Here is a 20850-nt window from a genome sequence, read left to right on the forward strand (position 1 = left end):
AGGAACAAGCATGAGCAAGCTCGATTCTCTCGTTGCGGCCACCAGGCAGACCCTGGAGCTGATCGCACGCGAGTACACGCCAGCCGTATTCGCTTCCAGCCTCGCCGCGGAAGACATGGTGCTGACGGACCTGATCCTGAAAGCGCAGCTGCCGATCGGCATCTTCTCGCTGGAGACGGGCCGCCTGCACAAGGAAACGCTGGCGATGCTGGACCGCGTGAAGGCGCACTACGGCTACGACATCGCCCTGTACCGCCCGCAGCCGGCAGCCGTGGAAGACTACGTGGCGCAAAACGGCCTGAACGCGTTCTACGACAGCGTGGACATGCGGCGCGAATGCTGCCGCATCCGCAAGGTGGAACCGCTGGGCCGTGCGCTGGCCGGCAACAAGGCCTGGATCACGGGCCAGCGCCGGGCGCAGTCGAACACCCGCGGCACGCTGCAGGTACACGAGGACGATCCGGCGCACCTGATGGACAAGTTCAACCCGCTGGCCGACTGGTCCGAGGAAGACGTGTGGGAATACCTGCGCGCCAACGAAGTGCCCGTCAACGCGCTGCACGAGCAGGGCTACCCGTCGATCGGCTGCGAACCGTGCACCCGCGCGATCCAGCCCGGCGAGGATGTCCGCGCCGGCCGCTGGTGGTGGGAAAACCCCGAATCGAAGGAATGCGGGCTGCACGTCGTCGACGGCAAGCTCATTCGGATCAAATCCGTGGCCGCCTGAGGTTTGCGAACCCTGGTCCACAACAAGAGAAAAGACATGAACGCACTGGCAGAAAACAAGATTACCGGGCTGGAGGAATTGAATTCCCGCCACCTGGACGCCCTCGAATCGGAAGCGATCCACATCCTGCGCGAAGTGGCCGCGGAATGCAGCAATCCCGCCCTGCTGTTCTCGGGCGGCAAGGATTCGGTTGTCCTGCTGCGCCTGGCCGAAAAGGCTTTCCGCCCCGGCAAATTCCCGTTTCCGCTGGTGCACGTGGATACCGGCCACAACTTCGCGGAAGTGATCGAGTTCCGCGACCGCCGCGTGGCCGAACTGGGCGAGCGCCTGATCGTGGGCTCGGTCGAGGAATCGATCCGCAAGGGCACGGTGCGCCTGCGTAACCCGCAAACCGATTCGCGCAATGCCGCGCAAGCCGTGACGCTGCTGGAAACGATCGCCGAACACGGCTTCGACGCCTGCATCGGCGGCGCCCGCCGCGACGAGGAAAAGGCCCGCGCCAAGGAACGCATCTTTTCGTTCCGCGACGAATTCGGCCAGTGGGATCCGAAGGCACAGCGCCCGGAACTGTGGGACCTGTATAACACCCGCGTGCACCCGGGCGAGAACATGCGCGTGTTCCCGATCTCGAACTGGACGGAACTGGACGTGTGGCAGTACATCGCCCGCGAAAAACTGGCGCTGCCGTCGATCTACTTCGCGCATGAACGCCAGGTCATTCCGCGCAACGGCCTGCTGGTGCCACTGACGGACATCACGCCGCCACGCGAGGGCGAAACGGTGGAAACCCAGGTGGTGCGCTTCCGTACCGTGGGCGACATCTCGTGCACCTGCCCGGTCTCGTCCGATGCGGCCGATGTCGACGCGATCATCGCCGAGACGGCCGTCACCCAGGTCACCGAACGGGGCGCGACGAGGATGGACGACCAGACCTCCGAAGCCTCGATGGAAAAACGCAAGAAAGCTGGATACTTCTGATGAACGCCATGAACGAAAACCTGTCCCAACATAGTCTGCTGCGCTTCATCACCGCCGGCTCCGTCGACGACGGCAAGAGCACGCTGATCGGCCGCCTGCTGTTCGACAGCAAGGGCATCTTCGCCGACCAGCTGGCCGCCGTGTCGCGCGCCAAGCACAAGCGCACGGTGGGCGACACCATCGACCTGTCGCTGCTGACGGATGGCCTGGAAGCCGAACGCGAGCAGGGCATCACGATCGACGTGGCCTACCGCTACTTCGCCACGCCGAAGCGCAAGTTCATCATCGCCGATACGCCGGGCCACGAGCAGTACACCCGCAACATGGTCACCGGCGCCTCGACGGCCGACGCGGTGATCATCCTGATCGACGTGTCGAAGGTGAAGCTGCATGACGACGGCAGCGTGGACCTGCTGATCCAGACCAAGCGCCACTCGACGATCGCGCACCTGCTGCAGATCGAGCACGTGGTGGTGGCCGTCAACAAGATGGACCTGGTGAACTACGACCAGGTCGTGTACGACCGTATCGTCAAGGCCTACCAGGAGTTCGCGCAGACGCTGGGCCTGAAGGACATCACGCCGATTCCGCTGTCGGCGCTGACCGGCGACAACGTGGTCGAGAAAAGCGTCAACATGGGCTGGTACGGGGGCCCGACGCTGATCGAGCTGCTCGAATCGCTGTCCGTCTACGACGAATCGCACGAGTCGCCGTTCCGCTTCCCGGTGCAGCTGGTGGCGCGCCACAACGGCCACGAAGCCAACGACTTCCGCGGCTACATGGGCCGTATCGAAGCCGGCAATGTCAGCGTGGGCGACCAGCTGGTGGTGCAGCCTTCCGGCCATACCGCCACTGTGAAGGAAATCGTCACGTTCGACGGTTCCCTGCAGTCGGCCAGCGCCGGCCAGTCGGTCACGATCGTGCTGAACGAGTACGTGGACGTGTCGCGCGGCGACGTGCTGGCATCGTCCGCAAAGCCGGCCACGCTGCTCAAGCAGGTGAACGCGGACGTGTGCTGGCTGTCCGAGGAACCGCTGGACCTGCGCCGCAAGTACTGGCTCAAGCACGGCACCAAGCAGACGTCTGCAAAGATCACGAAGATCGACTCGATCCTTGACATCAACACGCAGCAGCGTCACGATGCCGAGGCGCTGAAGCTGAACGACGTCGCACGCCTTGCGTTGACCGTGCAGCAGCCGCTGGCCGCCGATGCCTATGACGACATCCGCGCGACCGGCGCCTTCATCCTGATCGATGAAGTCACGCACCAGACCGTGGCGGCCGGCATGATTCGGCTGTAACTCGGCTTTAATCCGCGCCTCGGCGCCCGGTTCGTTCGGTAATCTAACGCGTCATCAACACGGCCAGCACGGGAGTTCATTTGCCAGCAGTCGGAAAAGTTTATCTGGTGGGTGCCGGTCCGGGCGCCGCGGACCTGATCACTGTGCGCGGCGCGCGCCTGCTGGGCGAAGCCGAAGTCGTTCTCTACGATGCGCTGGTCACTCCCGAAATGCTGGCCCTGTGCCCGCAGGCCGACCTGATCTCGGTCGGCAAACGCGCCGGCCAGCGCTCCGCGGCGCAGGATTTCATCAACCAGCAGCTGGTCGACTGCGCGCGCAAGTATGCGCGGGTGGTGCGCCTGAAAGGCGGCGACCCGATGCTGTTCGGCCGCGCCGACGAGGAACTGACGGCGCTGGAAGCGGAAGGAATCGAAGTCGAGGTGGTGCCTGGCATTACCACGGCGGTCGCCGCCGCCGCGGCGGCCAAGCAACCGCTGACCAAGCGCGGCATCGCCCGCAGCGTGGCGTTCTTCACCTCCAGCACCGCGCCCGGCGAGGACGACCTGTCCGGCATTCCCTCCACCGACACGCTGGTGCAGTACATGGGCGGCCGCGAGGCGATCGCCACGGCGCAGCGGCTGCTGCAGCAGGGTCGCCGGCCGGAAACGCCGGTGCTCGTGCTGGAAAACGTGAGCCGGCACGACCAGCGCATCGAACGCATCACGCTGGCGAAGCTGGCCCACGGCCTTGCCACGCCGCACGGCCCGGTGCTGGTGATGCTGGGCGAAGCGATGGAAGCGCGTCCGCTGCAGGGCTCCTGACTTCCAGGCCGGCACCGGCCGCGAGATCCCGAAGGACACGCCGTCCTTCGCCTCCCGTTGCTTCCCCCTGTTTCTTCCCTTCCCTTCGGTTCCCTTCCTCCAGTACGTGCCGCACGCTGGCAGCGCCCGCCGGCCATGCCTATACTGCCGGGCTCCCATGCATTGCCTGCGCCACGGCAGCGCCACGATGCCTATAATGAAAGACGATGAAAGCCGATCCCGAACACAAATCCGACCGCGACCTGCCGGGTGATGCCGACCTGCCGGACGACGGCGACTTTTCCGACATGCTCAGCGAGATGCGCATCGTGCTGCCCGGCGCGCAGATGCTGGCCGCGTTCCTGATCATCCTGCCGTTCAACGGCGGGTTCCGGCACATCGTGCAGTCGGAAAAATATGTTTTCCTGGCCACGCTGCTCTTTGCCCTGACGAGCCTGATCCTGCTGTCGGCGCCCGCGGTGCAGCATCGCGTGATGCGCCCCCTGATGAATCGCGAACGTTTCAAGTCCCTGGCAACGCGGCAGATCGTGGCCGGCTCGGTCGCGCTCGGCATTGCGCTGGTACTGGGCACCAACCTGGTCGTGTCCGAAGTCTTCGGGCACCACGTGGGCCTGGTCGTGGCCGCGGTGATCGGCATCATCGTCGCCGCCGTCTGGTGGCTGCTGCCGCTCTGGCTCAAGCGCAATACGCGGATATAAGCCACTGAAGCTACAATACCGCCTTTGCAAATTTTCGAGGGCACCATGGGACAAGCACACGAGGTACTGGAACGGGCGCGGGCCGCGCGGCTGGAAGGCCGTCATGAAGACGCGCTGCGCGACCACCTGTGGTTCCACGAGAATGCCCTGTCGGTGGAGCCGGCCCTGGCAGGCGTGCGGCTGTCGTTCGCGCTGCGCGACTGGATCTACCTGGCCGAGCAATTCCCGCTGGCGCGCCGCGTGCTGCAGGGCCTGCGCGACCGCGACACCATGCGGCTGCTGAACGACAGCGAAGACGGCACCGTCGCACCGCGCGACCTGTTCCGCGACGTCGTCGCCATCAACAGCGCGCTGGGTGAGGAACGGGCCACGCACGACCTGTTCGTGCGCATCGACATCCAGGCGCCGGCCGTGGCGGCACAATGCGCCGACCTGGCGCTGCTCGCAATCGCGGCGGCCGAGGATTTCACGCTGGCACGCCGCTACCTCGGCGATCCGGCCGCGCGCGTGAGCGCGCTGGCCGCCAACCTGAACGCCTACACGGCAGAGCTGGTGAAGACGGCCGGCACGTCGTCGGCGCCGGCGCTGCTGTCGTTCGTGCTGAACTACACGAAGGAAGTACGGCTGGTGGTCGAGGTGCTGCGCCGCCAGGACGAGGATGAACTGGCCGAACAGGTTTCGCGGGCGGCACTGGAAGAGCTGAAGTCCGACGCGCTGCGCGATGCCGTGCAGCGGGAGTTCGAAACGCCGGGCGCCACGATCCAGGCCATGGTGGCGCATGCGCGCGCCAATGTGACCGAGCACTGACACGGGGCTGGTCCGGCTGGCCATCGACGCCCGCGAGTGCGGCGGGTATGATGCGGCGCCGGCACCGCTCGTGGCGACCCGCTTCGGTGGCCCTAAGCCGGACGGTACGGCGATCCTGAAGGCTCAGCCGCCGATGCCGGCATGCCAGCCGCGCCAGCGCCCCCGCTCGCGTTCGGCCAGCAACAGGCACTCGCCCACCCCGTCGGCGGCGATGACGGGCTGCCCCGTCTCATCCCACAGCGCGCTGCGCCCGGCACAACTCCAGCCGCCGGTCGGACCGCCATGGTTCGCCATGGCGACCGGCATCCCGTATTGCCGCGCATAGCCGCGCAGCAGGCCGGCATCGTGTTCGTAACCGTTCTCCGATACCAGCACGCTGGCGGCGTACAGGTCGGCTCCGGCCAGGGCCGCGGCGGCCGGATGCTGCGCATGCGCGATCTCGGCACACACGGCCAGCGCTATCCGCGCATCTCCCGCTACCAGGCCTGCGCCACCCTCGCCCACCGCGAACGCGGCCTCTTCGCCGGGATGCAGGTGCTGTTTTGTGTAGACCTGCATCGTGCCGCCTGGCAGGAATGACAGCGCGGCGATACGCGGCAGGCCCGACGTCTTCCATGGCGCGCCGGTGACCAGTACGATGCCAAGCCGCATGGCCGCATGGCGCAACGGCGCCAGTCGCGGATCATCGGCGTCCAGTGCCAGGCCCGCGGCCAGCGCCGGTTCGTAGCCCGTCAGCGCCAGCTCGGGGAGCAGCACGAGGCGCGCCCCGTGACGCGCTGCCGCTTCGGCCAGCACGACGTGGCGCGCGACGTTGGCGGCGATATCGCCCTTGACGACGACCGGCTGCGCAATGGCGAATGCTGCGATATCGACCGGCATCAGTCGGCCTTGGTTGGCCTTAGTCGACATCAACCAGCGCGCCCACGCAGTAGTCTGCAATCGCCTGCAGCACTGCCGCGTTCTCGCCGGCCGCTTCCACCACGCGTACCGCAAGCTGCGGATGCGCGGCGCGTACTTCGTCGATCATGACAGGCAGGTCACGCAGCACATGGCCGCCCTGCCCCAGGAATACCGGCACCAGCGTGATATCGGTGACGCCTTGCGCCACCAGAGCCGCCGTGCGCTCCGGCAGCCGCGGCGACATCAGCTCCAGGAAGGCAAGCGATACGTCCACGGCCGGCTCGCGCGCGGCCACGATGTCGCGCAGGCGTTCGAACGGCGCGGCCCAGCTGGCGGCGCGCGCGCCGTGCGCGAAGAGGATCAGGGCTTTTTTCATCTGCAGTTTCGCTTCGTTTGGTGATCCGCTAATGCCGGTCCACCCAGTATAGGGCCCCCAGTGCGAGGGCAAGGAATATCAGGCTCGGCATCACCGCCGTCACGAACGCCGGCAATGTGGACAGCACGCCGATATGCGAGAACAGCGTGTTCACCAGCAGGAAGCTGACCCCGATCATGATGCCGATGAAGATCTTCAGGCTCACACCGCCGCTGCGCGTGTGCAGGTAACCGAACGGCAGCGCCAGCGCCATCAGCACGAAGATCGCCAGCGGGTCGACCAGCTTTTTCCAGAATGCGATCTTGAAGCGCTCCGTCTGCTGGCGGTTTTCCTGCAGGTGGCGGGTGTAGACGGCCAGTTCGCTGGCCGACATGCGCTCGGGCTCCGAGGCCGACACGGACAGGATCTTCGGCGTGATCTCGGATATCAGCTCCTTGGTGGCATGCCGCTGCGTTTCGATCGCGCTGGTCTCCTGCGCGAAGTTGTTGCTCGACGTGGCTTCGCCCTTGAGCAGCGCCGGATTGGTGAAGTGGTTCTCGGTCACGTCCTGGAGCAGCCACACGTTGTTGCCCCGGTAGGCGCCGGTCTGCGCGGTGGTCAGCGTGCGCAGGCGGAAGCCATTGTCGAATTCGTAGAGTTTCACCCCGATCAGGCTGCCGTCGGGCCGCACTTCGCGCACGTTGAAGAAGCGCGAACCCAGCACGGTACCCTTCATGCCCTCGCTCTTGACGATGTCCTTCGTCCACAGGCCCGAGCGGAACTCGGACGACACCGTGGTGCCGCGCCCCGTCAGGTGCAGCCGTTCGCCGATCGGCGCGGTGCGCGGCGCGATCAGTTCGCCGAAGATGAACGTGACGATCACCAGGCCGATGCCGATCTTGAACAGCATCCAGCCCACCATCCGCGTCGACATGCCGGCCGCGCGCATGATCGTGAACTCGGAGGTCTGCGCGAACTGCGCCATCGTGTAAATGGTGCCGATCAGCGCGGCCACCGGCATCACCTCGTAGATATGCTGGGGAATCATCACCACCACGTAGAGGAATGCGTGCTGCATGCCGTAGCCGTTCTTGCCGACCATCGGCAGTTCGCCCGTCAGGTCCATGAAGCCCAGCAGGCCCAGGAATGCCAGCATCACGAAGGCGACCGCCTGCGTGATCGAGACGGCGAAATAACGCTGGAGGATGCTCATTTCGCCTCCTTGCGCTTGAACGACGCGAGCAGCGCGCGCGGATGCCAGCGGCTGTTCACGTTCAGGCGCCAGGCGAACAGCGCGATCACGGTCAGCAACGCTATCAGGTGCAGCGGCCACCAGCCCATGCCGAACGACAGCTTGCCCTGCTTGACCGTGCCCTCGAACAGCTTGACCGTATTGTTATAGGTGAAGAAGATCAGGATCGCGATGATCAGGTTGGTGGAACTGCCGGCCCTCGGGTTGACGAAGCCGAGCGGGATCGCCAGCAGCATCAGCAGCAGGCACGTGATCGGCAGCGAGATGCGCCACAGGATCTCGGCGCGCGCCTGGTTGGTCGGGATCTTGAGCAGTTCCATCGTGGGGATCGCGTTCACGGGCAGGCCCGCCGCATCGAGCTCCTGCGCCTGCTGCGCCACGCGCATGCTGTAGCTGTCGAACTCCATCGTCTGGAAGTCCGCCGCGCCGGGCATGCCCTGGTAGCGGCGGCCGTTCTTCAGCACCAGGTAGCGCTGGCCGTTGTCGCCCGTTTCGATGACGCCTTCCTTGGCGACGATGACGGAGGTGCCGCGCTCGTCCACCTGGTTGACGAACACGTTCTGCACCGAGGCCGTTTCGCCGGCGTTGCCCTCGACGAAGAAGATGCGGTTCGACGACGACGATTCCTTGAACTGCCCGGGCGACACCTTCTGCAGGTCTTCGCGCTTGGTGAAGCGTTCCACGTATTCGGCGCTTTTCTGCTTCGACCAGGGCGTGGCGTAGAACGCCAGCACGCCGGTCAGGAGGATGATCGGCAACCCGAACGTGAGCACCGGGCGGATCCAGGCGGTGAGGCTCTGGCCCGAGGCGAACCACACCACCATTTCCGAATCGCGGTAGCTGCGCGTCACGGCCAGCAGCACAGAAATAAAGCTGGTGAGGATCAGCACCGTTGGCAGATAATTCAGCGCTGCGAACGCGATCAGCGCGAGCACGTCGGATGAAGCGACCTTGCCCCCTGCGGCCTTGCCGAGGATGGAGATCAGGGTCCACGTCAGGATGATGGTGAACAGTACCGTGAAGGTAGCCCCCGCGGAGCTGATCAGCTCACGCCTCAGGGCACGTTGAAAAATCATTCGAAGCTTATAATTCGATAAGTGAGGTTACGTAACTGAATCCGCCGACAAGTCAGGCCAACAAGTTGCGCAACCAGGTTAAGCAACTGCGTTACCCGGTTCGTCCACAAGACGAACATGCGCGCACCTACGGAGAACAAAAATGGACTTTAGCATAAAAGCATTCGACACAAAAATCACCAGCGCGTCGGCGAAAACCGGCTGTGTCGCAGTGGCCGTATTCGAAAACAGGAAGCTTTCGCAGGCTGCCCAGGCGCTCGACGGCGCCGGCGACATCACGCGGGCACTGAAGTCCGGCGACATCACCGGCAAGGCCGGTTCCACCCTGCTGCTGCGCGGCCTGGGCGGCGTGGCCGCCGAGCGCGTGCTGCTGGTCGGCCTGGGTAACGCGGACAACGTGACCGAAAAAGGCTTCACCAGCGCCGTGCAGGCCGCGTTGAAGGTATTCGCCACGCTGGGCGCGGCGGACGCCATTATCGCATTGCCGCTGGAAGAACTGAAGGAGCGCGACGTGAACTGGGCGATCCGCACGGTGGTGGTCGCCGCCCGCGACAGCGTCTACCGCACCGACGCGCAAAAATCGAAGAAGGACCCGGCGCCGGCCGGTGTGAAGAAGATCGCGCTGGCCGTGCCGAACAACCCCGCCACCAAGCTGGCGCTGGCGCAGGCGATCGCGGTGGCCAACGGCATGCAGCTCACCAAGGATCTCGCCAACCTGTCGGCCAACGTCTGCACCCCGACCTACCTGGCCGAGACCGCGAAGAGCCTGGGCAAGGAATACAAGTTCAATGTGGAAGTGCTGGAGCGCAAGCAGCTCGAGGCGCTGAAGATGGGCAGCTTCCTGTCCGTGACGAACGGCAGCGACCAGCCGCCGAAGTTCATCGTCATCAAGCACATGGGCGGCAAGCCGAAGGATGCGCCGGTGGTCCTGGTCGGCAAGGGCATCACGTTCGACACGGGCGGCATCTCGATCAAGCCCGGCCCCGGCATGGATGAGATGAAATACGACATGGGCGGCGCCGCCTCGGTGCTGGGCACGTTCCGTGCGATCGGCGAGATGAACCTGAAGCTGAACGTGATCGGCATCGTGCCGGCGTGCGAGAACATGCCGTCCGGCCGCGCCACCAAGCCGGGCGACATCGTCACGTCGATGAACGGCCTGACGATCGAAGTGCTGAACACCGATGCCGAAGGCCGCCTGATCCTGTGCGACGCGCTGACCTATGCCGAGCGCTTCAACCCGGCCGCCGTGATCGACGTGGCCACGCTGACCGGTGCCTGCATCGTGGCGCTGGGCCACCACCACAGCGGCCTGTTCACGCGCGACGACGACCAGCACAACGCGCTGGCCGAGGAAATCGCCGCGGCCGGCCGCGCCACCGGCGACACCGTTTGGCGCCTGCCGATCGGCGAGCAGTACAACGACCAGCTGAAGTCGAACTTCGCCGACCTGGCAAATATCGGCACGCCGGGCGGCGGCTCGTGCACCGCCGCCGCGTTCCTGGAAAACTTCACGCGCAAGTACCCATGGGCGCACGTGGACATCGCCGGCACCGCCTGGAAATCGGGCGCCGCCAAGGGTGCCACCGGCCGGCCGGTACCGCTGCTGACAAACTTCCTGATCAACCGCGTGTAAGCCTTACCGCATTGCGCAACCGACGCCGCCCGGCTCGCCCCGGGCGGCGTTTTCATTTCATCTGCCGGTACAGCTGCCACGCCATCGCCCCCAGCACTCCCAAGCCGAGTGCCAGCGTGGCCCACAGGATGCCCTTGCGGGTGGTGGCGGAACCCGCTGCCTGCGCGGCGGCGCCCGGCTGGGGCGCCTGCTGCGGCGCCTGCCCCGGCGCCCGTGCCGCGGGCGGTGCCGCGGCCCGCTCGGGCCCGCCGGTGGCGCGTTCCAGATTGCCCAGCTCCGCGGCGGACAGGCCGGGCGCCACCTGTGCCAGCCCCCACGACGCCGGCCGGACATCGCCGCGGCCGTAGGCCAGCGTATAGGGCGCGCGTCCGCTCGCCAGGAAGACCAGCGTCGCCGGCGACCACGCCAGGTGCAGGGCGGGCCGGCTGCCGCTCGCGATCAGCGGCCGCAGCACCCAATGGTCGCTGTGCAGCGGCGCGATCGCCACTTCCCCCGACGCGCGCTCGCGGCCGCCCTGCCCGAACCGGTAGAACGTGGCGCGCAGCACGGGTTCGAATCGCCATGTCGTCCGCCGGCCGCCGCGCAGCGACGGCACCTCCCGGTAGCTGCCCAGTTCGGCGGGCAGGCTGATATTGTGCTCGGCGAAGCGCAGCCCTACCCGCTCCACGGGAATCGCGGGCGGCGACGGATACATCAGGTCGGCGCCCATCTTGCCGGCAACCGGTTGCACCAGCAGGCTTTCGACCGGGGCCGCGACCTCGCTGTAACGCACCGCTTCCGCGCGGACCGCGGCAAACTGCAACGGCTTGCCCGCCAGCCAGCGGATGCGCGCGTAGCGGAAGGCGCGCGGCGCGAACCCGATGCGGTCGCTGGCCAGCACTTGCCCGTCGCCGCTGACCATCCAGCTGACGTGGCTTTCGGCAACGCCCTGCCAATCCTTCAGGTCGTCGCTGATCTCGAGGCCGAGCTCGGCGTCGTAGCGGCTGGTGCCCGGCGGCAGCGTGAACTGCAGCGTATCGAAGGTGCGGGCCGCGCCGCCGGCACCCATGTCGAGAACGAGCGCCGACAGCACCGGCGCCGCCGGCTGCGTGCCCAGCGTGCGCGCCGCCACCGAAATCACGGTGCCGTCCGGCGCCCGGCGGATCTCGACACCGGCATCGATGCCTTCGCCGTCGGGCTGGGTGAACACTGGGAAGACGCGCACCGGCACGCCGGACCTGCTCGCCTGCGCGGCATCGAGCGGTGCGCGCAGCGCGAACGGCAACAGCGCGCCGTTCGCGTCGAACACGCGCAGGTCGTGCAGCTCGGCCGACCGCGCGTGCAGGTAGACGTTGCGCGGCAGCCGGTATTGCACCACTGCTTCCCGGCCGCTGACGTGCAGTTGCTGGTGATAGGCATACTGCGCGGGCGTCTCGGCCGCCGCCCATGCCGGCAGGCCGCTGGCCGCCAGCACACCCGCCGCGATCATGCGGAGGAATGCCTTCATGCCGTGCCTCCGCTTTTGCTTGCACTTGTGCTTCCGCCACGCACTGGCGGCTCCTGCCGCGGTGGCGCAGGATAAGGCGCCAGGTAGCCGATCGCCAGCATCAGCAGGCCCACGCCCACGAACGACACGATCCGCGCCATGCTGCCGCTGGCGGCCAGGTCCACGAGGAACAGCTTCGCGACCACCAGGCCCAGCATGGCCGCACCGGCCAGCCATGGCCCGCGCTGCAGGCGACCGACGGCGCGGCGCATCAGGATCAGTGCGGTCGCGCTCCAGACCAGCGAGAACGCGGCCTGCACGGCGCGCGATGCGAACAGATCATCCGCCCGGTACGGCAGATCCAGCCAGTGGGACGCACTGCGCAAGACGATCAGGTTCACCCAGGCGAAGGCCGCCGCCGCAGCGATCCATGGCAGCCGCGGCGCCCACGAGCGCGGCAGCGTGATGCCCGGCTCGCCGCGGCACAGCATCACCACCAGCACGGCCGCGAAACCGGTGGAGAGATCGAGCGGATTGGCCAGCGGCAGATACGGGAGCGGCGCCATCGCGCCATCCTGGGTCAGGTTCCACACCAACACGTGGAACACGGTCCATGCCGCCGCCAGCGGCAGCAGCGCCTTGCCATACCACTCCGGCACCGGCTTCACCGGCCAGCCGCCCGCGCGCACCCGGTACAGCAGCCAGCAGGCCACCGCCATCTGCACCCACAGCGGCACGAAGCGTGCCCACGAGCCGGTGGTTTCCCATCCCGCCTGCGCCAGCAGGTCGCGTTGCCCGGGGTCCCCCGTCAGCCACTGGCCGATCAGCAGGAATCCCAGCGGCCAGATCATCATCCAGGGTCCCGCGCAGCGCACCGTGTGCACCGCGAGCAGCGCTTCGCGGCCGATGTGCCAGCCGTTGCGCGGCCAGCGGTGCAGCAGGTATTCGCCCGCCGCCAGCAGCGCGGCCAGCGCGATCCAGTCTTTCACGAAAGGCAGGTGGCCGGCATGCAGCTCCAGCAGCATTTCGATCGTTGCCACCCCCAGCCCGGCCCAGCAGGGAGCGCTCAGCCAGCGCAGCGAACGCCAGCGCAGGCGCGGCGCGGCCCATGCCAGCAGCACGGACGACACGGCGAGGCACAGCGCATAGGCCGGCCACAGGTCGAGGAACGGCAGTAAGCGCCCGTGCGGCGCCATGCCGGTCCAGCCGGCCACATGGGCGGCACCGGTATCGAGCAAAGGGCCGAACCACCACAGCGCGGCCCACGCGAACATGGCCGGCGCGCCGCGCCGTGCCGCCGTTTCCCTCGTGTGGCCCATCTGCCAGGCGGTGAAGAACGCCGCCGCCGTGACCAGCACGACGCCGATCACCGGACGGCCGTCGCGCACCGCCTGCCACGACCATTGCCACGTGCCGGCGATTTCCACGAGCAGGGTCGCGCCGGCCAGCAGCTGCACCATCAGGCCAAGCCCGCGCGCGCCGCGCCAGCCCGCCCGCGCCGCCATCACCGACAGGGCCGCGCCAAGCAGCAGTGCCGTGCCGGCCAGCAGGTTGCCGCGCACCACGCCATCCGTGCGCAGCACGATCTCGGTCCAGGTACCTGCCAGCAGCCATGCCGTGGCAACGCACAACAACATCACGCCCAGCGTGTCGAAGGTGGTGCCGGGCGCCACCCCCTCGGCGCGGCTGAACAGCCGGGATGCCAGCCCGCTGCTGCCCGCCAGGACCAGGAACCCCAGCCACAGCCGCGCCTCGGCCGCCGTTCCCGACGCAACCGTGCCGGCCGCGAGCAGGAAGGCGAACCAGGCCCCCAGCTGCACCAGCAGGCCGAAGCGCCAGGTGCCGGCGCGGCCGTGCCGGAGGCCGAGCCAGGTGAGCGCCGCCCCTTCCACGGCCCAGGCCGCCGAAGTCCAGCGTCCGTCCAGCGCGAGCGGTACCGCGAGCGTGCCCAGTACCACGCCCATGGCCAGGAACGATTCGACCAGCAGGCGCAGCTTGTCGCCGCGCCGCCGCCACAGCGCCAGCGCCAGCGCGGCGTAGAAAACGCCGCCGCCGAGCGCGGAAAATGCCGCGCCGAAGGGCCTGTCGCCGACCAGCGCCCATTGCAGGGCCGCGCCCAGCAGCGGCGTGCCGTACACCAGCACGCCATCGACGTACCTGTTCGCACCGCCGGCCTGGCGCAGCGCGAAGATGATCGAGATGGCGGTAAAGAACACGAAGAACAGCAGCAGGAAGCACTGCACCGAAAAATAGTTCTCCGGCGTGTAGCGCTGCACGGCCCAGGCGATGCCGATCACCGCGGTGAAGGCCAGTCCCGCCACGTTGAGCGCGCGCCATGATCGTTTCAGCGCGATGGCCAGGATGCCGGCATTGAGTACGGCGTAGTACGAGAACAGCGCGATGTGGCTGCCCGTTCCGGACGATGTCAGGACCGGCGCCAGGAATCCGCCGCTGATGCCGAACAGCGCCAGCCATACGGCATTCTGCAGGACGGCCAGCAGGCAGGTGAACATGGTCAGCACGACCAGCAGTGCAAGCGCGGCGCCGCCAGGGATCAGCCCAACCATGCGGTACATGCCGAACACCACCAGCATCAGGATGGCCAGCGCAGTGCCCTGCACTGGCAGGCCGATGCCTCGGCGGGTGGTCCTGATGCGCCAGCCCCAGGCCAGAAGGGCGATGTCGGCGGCGGTGATCGCGGCGATCCGCAACTCGACGGGAATGTCGATGCGCACGGCCACGTACTTCAACAGGAAGCTGATGCCGATGAACAGGATGACCAGCCCGAGCTTGGCGACGAGGTTGCCGGTGACGAGCCAGCGCAGCGCCGCCTTCAGCGCGCGTTGTCCGGGGCCGGGTTCCGTGTCCGGCATCCGATGGCGCCACGCATCCGGAAGTTCGACCGTCGGGCGCTCCGCTGGCGGGGGCGTTGCGGGCGCTTCAGGCGGCACCGGCCGCGATGGACCGGACACGGGGGGACTGATGGGATAGAGGTTTGGCGGTGGTGTACTTGCCGGCGATGGACTCGCAGGAGATGTACTTGACGTCGGCGGGCTTGCCGGAAGCGGCCCGGCCGGCGAATTCGCCGATGGCGCAGGCACGACATCCGCCGGTACAGTCCCGGGCGGCGGCCCGCCATTTTCCGGTGGCTTTGCCTGCTGTGCGGAGCCGGCGGAAGCGGCGGTTACAGTCTCCGGACGCGGGACGCCGGCCGAGGGCGCGGCAGTCCGTTCAGGTCGCTGCGCCGGCTCCGGCGCGGGGCCGACCGGAATACCGCGCAGGCGATAACCCAGCTCCTCGATCCTGTTGCGTGTTTTATCAACGGCGTCTTCCAGCTTCCGGATCCTCGAATAAGCCCCGAGTACCGAAAACAACAGGATGACTGGCAAGAGGAGAATTCCCCCTGCGATGATCATCAACCCTTCCATCGCGCCTCCATTTCCGATTCTTCAAAGAAACGGCCATGTTAGGCAGTCGACATAAGCGCGTCGTGACCTAGCGCAGACGCGGCGTAGAGGAAAGATTCAATAAATAGCGGAACCGCCGGGAGGCTGCGGCGGTTTTGGCGGCGGGGGCGGCGGGGGCGGCGGCGGAGCGGGAGGCAATGCGGGCGGGGGCGCCGCTGCAACCGGCGGCGGCGGCGGTGGGACACGTTTCAACAGCACGGTCAATGTGCCCGGATAATCGAAGCCCGCTCCGGTCTGGCGGTCCACGAGCTGGCCGGTACCGGCCGTCAGCAGGATGTTGCCCCAGCGCGAGCTGTTCTGCCTTGGTGAGATCTCGTCGCGGACATAAACGTCATTGAGCCGGCAATCGACGGCCAGCGGTTTCGTGCTCTTGCGGATACGGACGCGGCCGGGCGACGTGACGAACCAGCGCCCCGCGTCGTTGGTGAGCACGCAGCCCACGCCCGCCACTTGCTGGTGGTCGAGCACGGTCTGCACCATCACATACTGTTCGGTCGATTCGGTCAGCGTCGCGCAACCGGCCAGCAAGGCAGCCAGTGCGGTGCCGGGCAACAGTGCCGGCACCGCGCTGCGCGGCAATACGGGCAAAACCGCGCGCGCGAACCATTGGAGAGACAGTGCCGATCGAAGAGACACCACCAGCGCCCGTCGTACGGGCGCCTCGGGCAGCCCGGCCGCAGTCGATACGGCAGGGTGCGAATGCACCTTGCCGCCCGAAAGCTTGCACCGGGTTGGCATCAGCGCTCAGTCGCCGTTCTTGGCGGCCTGCTGCTTTTGCTTCAGGCCCTGGATGACATGCATGATATCGTCCATGGCCGTGTTGTCCTTGCTTTTCAATGCCGAGAATGCATCCAGCACTTCGTTCAGCACCTGGTTGCGCACGGCTGCCTCGTCCGAAGCAATCACTTGCGGACGTGTTGCCGTGGCAGTGGCAGTCGCGGTGACGCCACGGGCGCCGGCCTTCTCAACGGCTTCCTTGGCTGCCTTGCGGCCACCGGGAGTCTTGCCGTGTTCCAGCGCTGCCTGCCAGATCAGCCAGCGGCGCTGCGTTTCGTATACCAGATATTCTTCCGGCTTGTCTTCGCGGCGACGGACGATGTGACCGTCCTTCTGAGCCCATGTTTCGAATGCAGATCGCATTTTCTTCCTTTACAAATGCTTTGCACGTTTCACCAATATTTCTCTATAGTACCATTCATTGTCGAAAAACAACACCGAAGATGACAGTATTTCGCAATGCGTGGCGTCGACGTCGCCTTGGCAAACCAGCCCGGGCACAAGCTGTTCGTTACGAACAAGCTAAGTATATTGCCCTTTTATGACGACGCTAAGCGAATTTTAGTACTATTTTGATAACGTGGAGGCAAAAACAGCAATAATTTATCAAAGTGGTCGCATTTTGCAACGAAGTTGCGTCTGAGAGTAGTCTTATTGTCTTCAATTGCTGACGCAGCGCAATTGAACTTCCGTACATTGTATTAGGTTTTTGCAACTTGCGGAGTACTCATTACGGTAATATGCGCCCCGAAATGACACGCTCACAAGGAATACTATGCAACTCGCCACCTGGAACGTCAATTCCCTGAATGTCCGTTTGCCGCACTTATTGCAGTGGCTCGCAGAAAACCCTGTCGATGTTATCTGCATTCAGGAAACGAAGCTTACCAATGACAAATTCCCGGTCGCCGCGATCGAAGCCGCCGGCTACGCGGTGGAATTCTCCGGGCAAAAAACCTACAACGGCGTGGCAATCCTGTCGCGTCTGCCAATGACGGATATCGTGCGCAATAATCCGCTTTTCCCCGATGAACAGCAACGCATTCTTGCCGCCACGATCGATGGCATCCGCGTAGTCTGCGCCTATGTACCGAATGGCCAGGCGGTCGACTCGGACAAATACAGATACAAGCTGGGCTGGATGGCGGCATTCCGCGACTGGCTGGCCGCCGAGCTGGCGCGCAATCCGCAGCTGGCGGTGCTCGGCGACTACAACGTGGCACCGGAAGACCGCGATGTACACGATCCGGCCGCATGGGAGGGCGAGGTCCATGTATCGCCGCGCGAACGGCAAGCGCTCGGCGCGCTGCTCGACGTGGGCCTTGCCGATGCATACCGCCTGTTCGACCAGCCGGAAAAAGCCTATAGCTGGTGGGATTACCGGATGCTGCGGTTCCAGAAGAACCAGGGGCTGCGCATCGACCATATCCTGCTTTCCAGCCCGCTGGCGGCGCGCTGCACCGGCTGCACCATCGACCGCGTGCCGCGCAAATGGAAGCAGCCTTCGGATCACACGCCGGTGATCGCCACGCTGGGCTGAAACAAGGACGTTGAACGACGCGGGCGCCGAAGTCGCGGGTACTGCGCAATGCGCTACGGCAGGCGTTCCAGCAGGTTCGCGGCGTTCGCGCCGGGCACCGGCTGCGAGAACAGGTAGCCCTGGGCGAACTGGCAGCCGCCATTCCGCAGCAGCGCGTAGTGCCCTTCCGTTTCCACGCCTTCTGCCACCACCGACAGTTGCAGGCTGTCCGACAGCGCGATGATCGCGGCCACGATCGCGCGGTCCTCGGCGCTCCTTTCCAGGTCCTTGATGAAGGCGCGGTCGATCTTGATCTTCTTCACGGGGAAGCGCTTCAGGTAAGCCAGGCTGGAATAGCCGGTGCCGAAGTCATCGATCGACAGGCGGATGCCCATCGCGTTGATCTGGCCCAGGATGTCCAGCGTCTGTTCGCCGTGCTGCATCAGCGCCGTTTCCGTGATTTCGAATTCCAGCAGGGCCGGGTCGATGCCCGTATCGATCAGGATGCGGCGGATCGCCGGCACCAGGCCACTGTGCATGAACTGGCGCGGCGACAGGTTGACGGCCAGCGGCACCGGCTTCAGGCCCTGCCGTTTCCATTCCATGCTCTGCTCGCAAGCGCGCCGGATCACCCATTCCCCCACCGGCACGATCAGGCCGTTTTCTTCGAGGATCGGGATGAACTTGTCCGGCCCCACCAGGCCGACGCCCGGCCGGCGCCAGCGCAGCAGCACTTCGAGGGAATGCAGCCGGCGCGTGCCGGTGTCGATGATCGGCTGGAAATGCAGCTCGAACTCGTTGTGCGCCAGGGCACTGCGCAGGCTGCTCTCCAGCTCGAAGCAGGAGGCGGCCGCATTCATCTTCTGGGTGAAGAACTGGTAGTTGTTGCGGCCGGCCGCCTTGGCGTGATACATCGCCGCGTCGGCGTGGCGCATCAGTGTTTCCACGTCCTGCCCGTCGTCCGGGCAAATGCAGATGCCGATCGACGGCGTGATGTGCAGCGTGTGCCCGTCGAGAGGAAACGGCAGCGCCAGCGCATCGATGATCTTCTGGGCCACCTGGGCCGCCTCGTCGCCGTCGCGGATATGCGGGGCCAGCACCACGAATTCGTCGCCGCCCAGCCGCGCCACCGTGTCGCTGGCGCGCACCGCCCGGCAAAGCCGCCCGGCCACTTCCTTCAGCAGCGCATCGCCGGTCACATGGCCGAGCGAATCGTTGATGGTCTTGAAGCGGTCCAGGTCGAGGAACATCACGGCCAGCAGCCGCCCGGTGCGCTGCGCGTTGAGCACGGCGCGCTCGAGACGGTCGGCCAGCAAGGCCCGGTTCGGCAAGCCGGTAAGGCTGTCGTGGTAAGCCATGTGGTGCACCCGCGCCTCCACCTGCCTGCGCTCGACGATCTCGCCCTGCAGCATCGCGTTCGCCCCGGCCAGTTCGGCGGTGCGCTCCAGCACGCGCACTTCCAGCTCGTCGCGTGCGCGGCGCACCGAGTCCGCCGCCTGCAGCAACGATTCCTCGGCGGCCTTGTGCTCGGTACGGTCCTCGGCGATCCAGATCGTGCCCTGCTCGGGCGACTCGGGATTGACCACGTAGGCGATCAGCTGGGCCCAGAACGTGCTGCCATCCTTGCGCCGCAGCTCGATCTCGGTCTGGAACGGCCGCGCGGCCGACAGGGCCGGCGCAGCCTGCGCGCTGAGCTCGTCATACGCGGCGGGCGACGGATACAGTGCCTCGCAGGCCAGGCCGATGGCCTCGTCGCCATCGTAGCGGAACATTTCTGCAAAGCCGCGATTGTGGCGCGTGATGGTGCGCTGGCGCGTGAACAGGATGCTGATCGACGCATTGTTCATCAACGCCTCGGTTTCCATCTGGGTCTGCCGCGACAGTGTCACGTCTTCCAGTATCCAGATCGTGCCGCCGTCGTTGTGCTCCTGGTCCACGGCCTTGGCACGCACGCGGCACCAGAACAGCGAGCCATCCTTGCGCTGGAAGCGGAACTCCTTCTTCTCGAACGGCCGGCCGCTGGCCAGCACCGGGCCGGCTTCGCCGCCGAATTTCTCGTACACCGCCTCGGACGGGAACACGGCCCCGGCATACATCCCCGTCATCTCGCCGGGCGTGTAGCCGAACATCGATGCGAAGCGCGGGTTGCAGCTCAGGATATGCCGGTTCTTGGAAAACAGGATACCGTCCGATGCATTGTCGAGGATCGCCTTCTGTTCCAGCAGCACCTTGCGGGTGGCCTCGGCCGCCGCGCGCTGCTCGCTGATATCTTCCACGATCCACACCATGCCGGCCGATTCGTCGGCGGGATCGACCGCGCGGCCGTGCGCGCGGCACCAGAAAAGAGCGCCGTCGCCCCGCTTCATCGGCGTTTCCAGCGTCACCGAGCGGCCCTGGTTCAGTACCGGCATCCATTGCCCGCGCAGGCCATCGAACTGCGCCTCGTCCGGATACAGCATCAGCGTCGGCCGGCCCTCCATCTCGTCGCGCGCATAGCCGAACATCTCGGCCGCGCGCAGGTTGCACTCCTGCACACGGTCATGCTTGCTGAAGATGATGCCGACCGCCGCGTTCTCGAGGATCGCGCGCTGTTCCAGCAGCGCCTTGCGCAATGCACGCTGGTCGCGCTGGGCCGCGCCGATATCCTGAAAGAGGATCGTGGCACCGGCTTGCGCCACCGGGGCCGGAAACGGCTTCGCGGTGAGCTGCACCGCCGCGTAGCGGCCGCCGGCGGCGACCATGCAGCTGTCCCACACGGCGGTTTCCGCGCCGGCCAGTGCTGCAGCCAGCGCGGCGGCGCTGTCGTTGCGCACATGCCGGGCAAACAGCTGCTCCAGCACCATGCCGCGCGGATCGCGGGCCAGCAACGCCTCGAGCTCGGCATTCGCCGCCATCACGATCCCGTCGCCATCGCACGCGCAGGCGGGCATGCCGATCAGCTGCAGCGCTTCGGCGATCGGGGCGACGTTCGTGGAGACAGGGTTCATGGAATCGGATTCATGGAATTACTTCAAGCAAAAATAACTGCCGCAAGGCAACTCAACGAGAAATCATAAACCAGCCATCCCGCAATAGCCATCCTGAAAGCACGA

The 20850-nt window shown here is 66.2% G+C and carries 17 protein-coding genes; 8 read left to right on the forward strand and 9 right to left on the reverse strand.

The genetic code is table 11. The features are described 5' to 3' along the window. The first annotated feature begins 10 nt into the window (after positions 1-10). From GJV26_RS05875 to GJV26_RS05900, 6 genes are all read left to right on the forward strand, one after another. Entirely contained in the window at positions 11-727 is a 717-nt protein-coding gene (locus tag GJV26_RS05875) for a phosphoadenylyl-sulfate reductase (RefSeq protein ID WP_155708010.1), read from the forward strand. A 36-nt stretch (positions 728-763) separates the two neighbouring features. Then, positions 764-1705 (forward strand): sulfate adenylyltransferase subunit CysD, encoded by a 942-nt coding sequence (gene cysD, locus GJV26_RS05880; RefSeq protein ID WP_155708011.1) that lies wholly within the window; start codon positions 764-766, stop codon positions 1703-1705. After that, positions 1705-3006 carry a sulfate adenylyltransferase subunit 1 gene (locus GJV26_RS05885; protein ID WP_155708012.1) on the forward strand — a complete coding sequence of 434 codons (1302 nt, stop codon included), beginning with the start codon at positions 1705-1707 and terminating at the stop codon, positions 3004-3006. Before cysD ends, GJV26_RS05885 begins: the two co-directional genes overlap by 1 nt. A gap of 80 nt (positions 3007-3086) precedes the next feature. Next, on the forward strand, positions 3087-3806 hold the full coding sequence (cobA, locus tag GJV26_RS05890; RefSeq protein ID WP_155708013.1) for a uroporphyrinogen-III C-methyltransferase: 720 nt from the start codon (positions 3087-3089) through the stop codon (positions 3804-3806). Positions 3807-4012: 206 nt separating this feature from the next. Then, positions 4013-4504 carry a DUF6328 family protein gene (locus tag GJV26_RS05895; RefSeq protein ID WP_155708014.1) on the forward strand — a complete coding sequence of 164 codons (492 nt, stop codon included), beginning with the start codon at positions 4013-4015 and terminating at the stop codon, positions 4502-4504. Positions 4505-4549: 45 nt separating this feature from the next. Next, positions 4550-5311 carry a hypothetical protein gene (locus GJV26_RS05900; RefSeq protein WP_155708015.1) on the forward strand — a complete coding sequence of 254 codons (762 nt, stop codon included), beginning with the start codon at positions 4550-4552 and terminating at the stop codon, positions 5309-5311. Between the two features lie 123 nt (positions 5312-5434). Here the strand turns inward: GJV26_RS05900 and GJV26_RS05905 are convergent, their stop codons facing one another. The 4 genes from GJV26_RS05905 to lptF are packed head-to-tail and all read right to left on the reverse strand — an operon-like array spanning position 5435 to position 8894. Then, positions 5435-6190, reverse strand: a complete 756-nt coding sequence (locus GJV26_RS05905) for a carbon-nitrogen hydrolase family protein (RefSeq protein WP_155708016.1) — start codon at positions 6188-6190, stop codon at positions 5435-5437. 19 nt (positions 6191-6209) lie between these two features. Beyond that, complete coding sequence (locus tag GJV26_RS05910) at positions 6210-6587, reverse strand: sirohydrochlorin chelatase (RefSeq protein ID WP_155708017.1); 378 nt, start codon at positions 6585-6587, stop codon at positions 6210-6212. A 28-nt stretch (positions 6588-6615) separates the two neighbouring features. After that, complete coding sequence (gene lptG / locus GJV26_RS05915; protein ID WP_155708018.1) at positions 6616-7779, reverse strand: LPS export ABC transporter permease LptG; 1164 nt, start codon at positions 7777-7779, stop codon at positions 6616-6618. Beyond that, the gene (lptF, locus tag GJV26_RS05920) at positions 7776-8894 is read right to left on the reverse strand and encodes an LPS export ABC transporter permease LptF (protein ID WP_155708019.1); all 1119 of its coding nucleotides are present in this window, start codon (positions 8892-8894) and stop codon (positions 7776-7778) included. The genes lptG and lptF overlap by 4 nt, the downstream gene beginning before the upstream one ends. 142 nt (positions 8895-9036) lie before the next feature. Between lptF and GJV26_RS05925 the strand changes: the two genes are divergently transcribed. Then, the gene (locus GJV26_RS05925; RefSeq protein ID WP_155708020.1) at positions 9037-10530 is read left to right on the forward strand and encodes a leucyl aminopeptidase; all 1494 of its coding nucleotides are present in this window, start codon (positions 9037-9039) and stop codon (positions 10528-10530) included. 52 nt (positions 10531-10582) lie between these two features. Here GJV26_RS05925 and GJV26_RS05930 read toward each other — a convergent pair whose 3' ends face one another. The 4 genes from GJV26_RS05930 to GJV26_RS05945 all read right to left on the reverse strand — a co-directional run bounded on the left by GJV26_RS05930 (position 10583) and on the right by GJV26_RS05945 (position 16602). Then, entirely contained in the window at positions 10583-12016 is a 1434-nt protein-coding gene (locus GJV26_RS05930) for a DUF3999 family protein (RefSeq protein WP_155708021.1), read from the reverse strand. Then, positions 12013-14868, reverse strand: coding sequence for a DUF2339 domain-containing protein (locus GJV26_RS05935; RefSeq protein ID WP_155708022.1), 2856 nt, complete (start codon positions 14866-14868; stop codon positions 12013-12015). The genes GJV26_RS05930 and GJV26_RS05935 overlap by 4 nt, the downstream gene beginning before the upstream one ends. 651 nt (positions 14869-15519) lie before the next feature. Continuing rightward, on the reverse strand, positions 15520-16200 hold the full coding sequence (locus tag GJV26_RS29885; RefSeq protein WP_189441719.1) for a hypothetical protein: 681 nt from the start codon (positions 16198-16200) through the stop codon (positions 15520-15522). A 6-nt stretch (positions 16201-16206) separates the two neighbouring features. Next, positions 16207-16602, reverse strand: a complete 396-nt coding sequence (locus tag GJV26_RS05945; RefSeq protein WP_155708023.1) for a phiTE_015 family protein — start codon at positions 16600-16602, stop codon at positions 16207-16209. A gap of 412 nt (positions 16603-17014) precedes the next feature. Between GJV26_RS05945 and GJV26_RS05950 the strand changes: the two genes are divergently transcribed. Continuing rightward, a complete protein-coding gene (locus tag GJV26_RS05950; RefSeq protein ID WP_155708024.1) occupies positions 17015-17779 on the forward strand; it encodes an exodeoxyribonuclease III in 765 nt (254 codons plus the stop codon). 53 nt (positions 17780-17832) lie between these two features. Here the strand turns inward: GJV26_RS05950 and GJV26_RS05955 are convergent, their stop codons facing one another. Beyond that, positions 17833-20745 (reverse strand): bifunctional diguanylate cyclase/phosphodiesterase, encoded by a 2913-nt coding sequence (locus tag GJV26_RS05955; RefSeq protein ID WP_155708025.1) that lies wholly within the window; start codon positions 20743-20745, stop codon positions 17833-17835. Positions 20746-20850 lie beyond the last annotated feature (105 nt).

The sequence above is a fragment of the Pseudoduganella dura genome (genome assembly GCF_009727155.1).
Classification (GTDB): domain Bacteria; phylum Pseudomonadota; class Gammaproteobacteria; order Burkholderiales; family Burkholderiaceae_D; genus Rugamonas; species Rugamonas dura.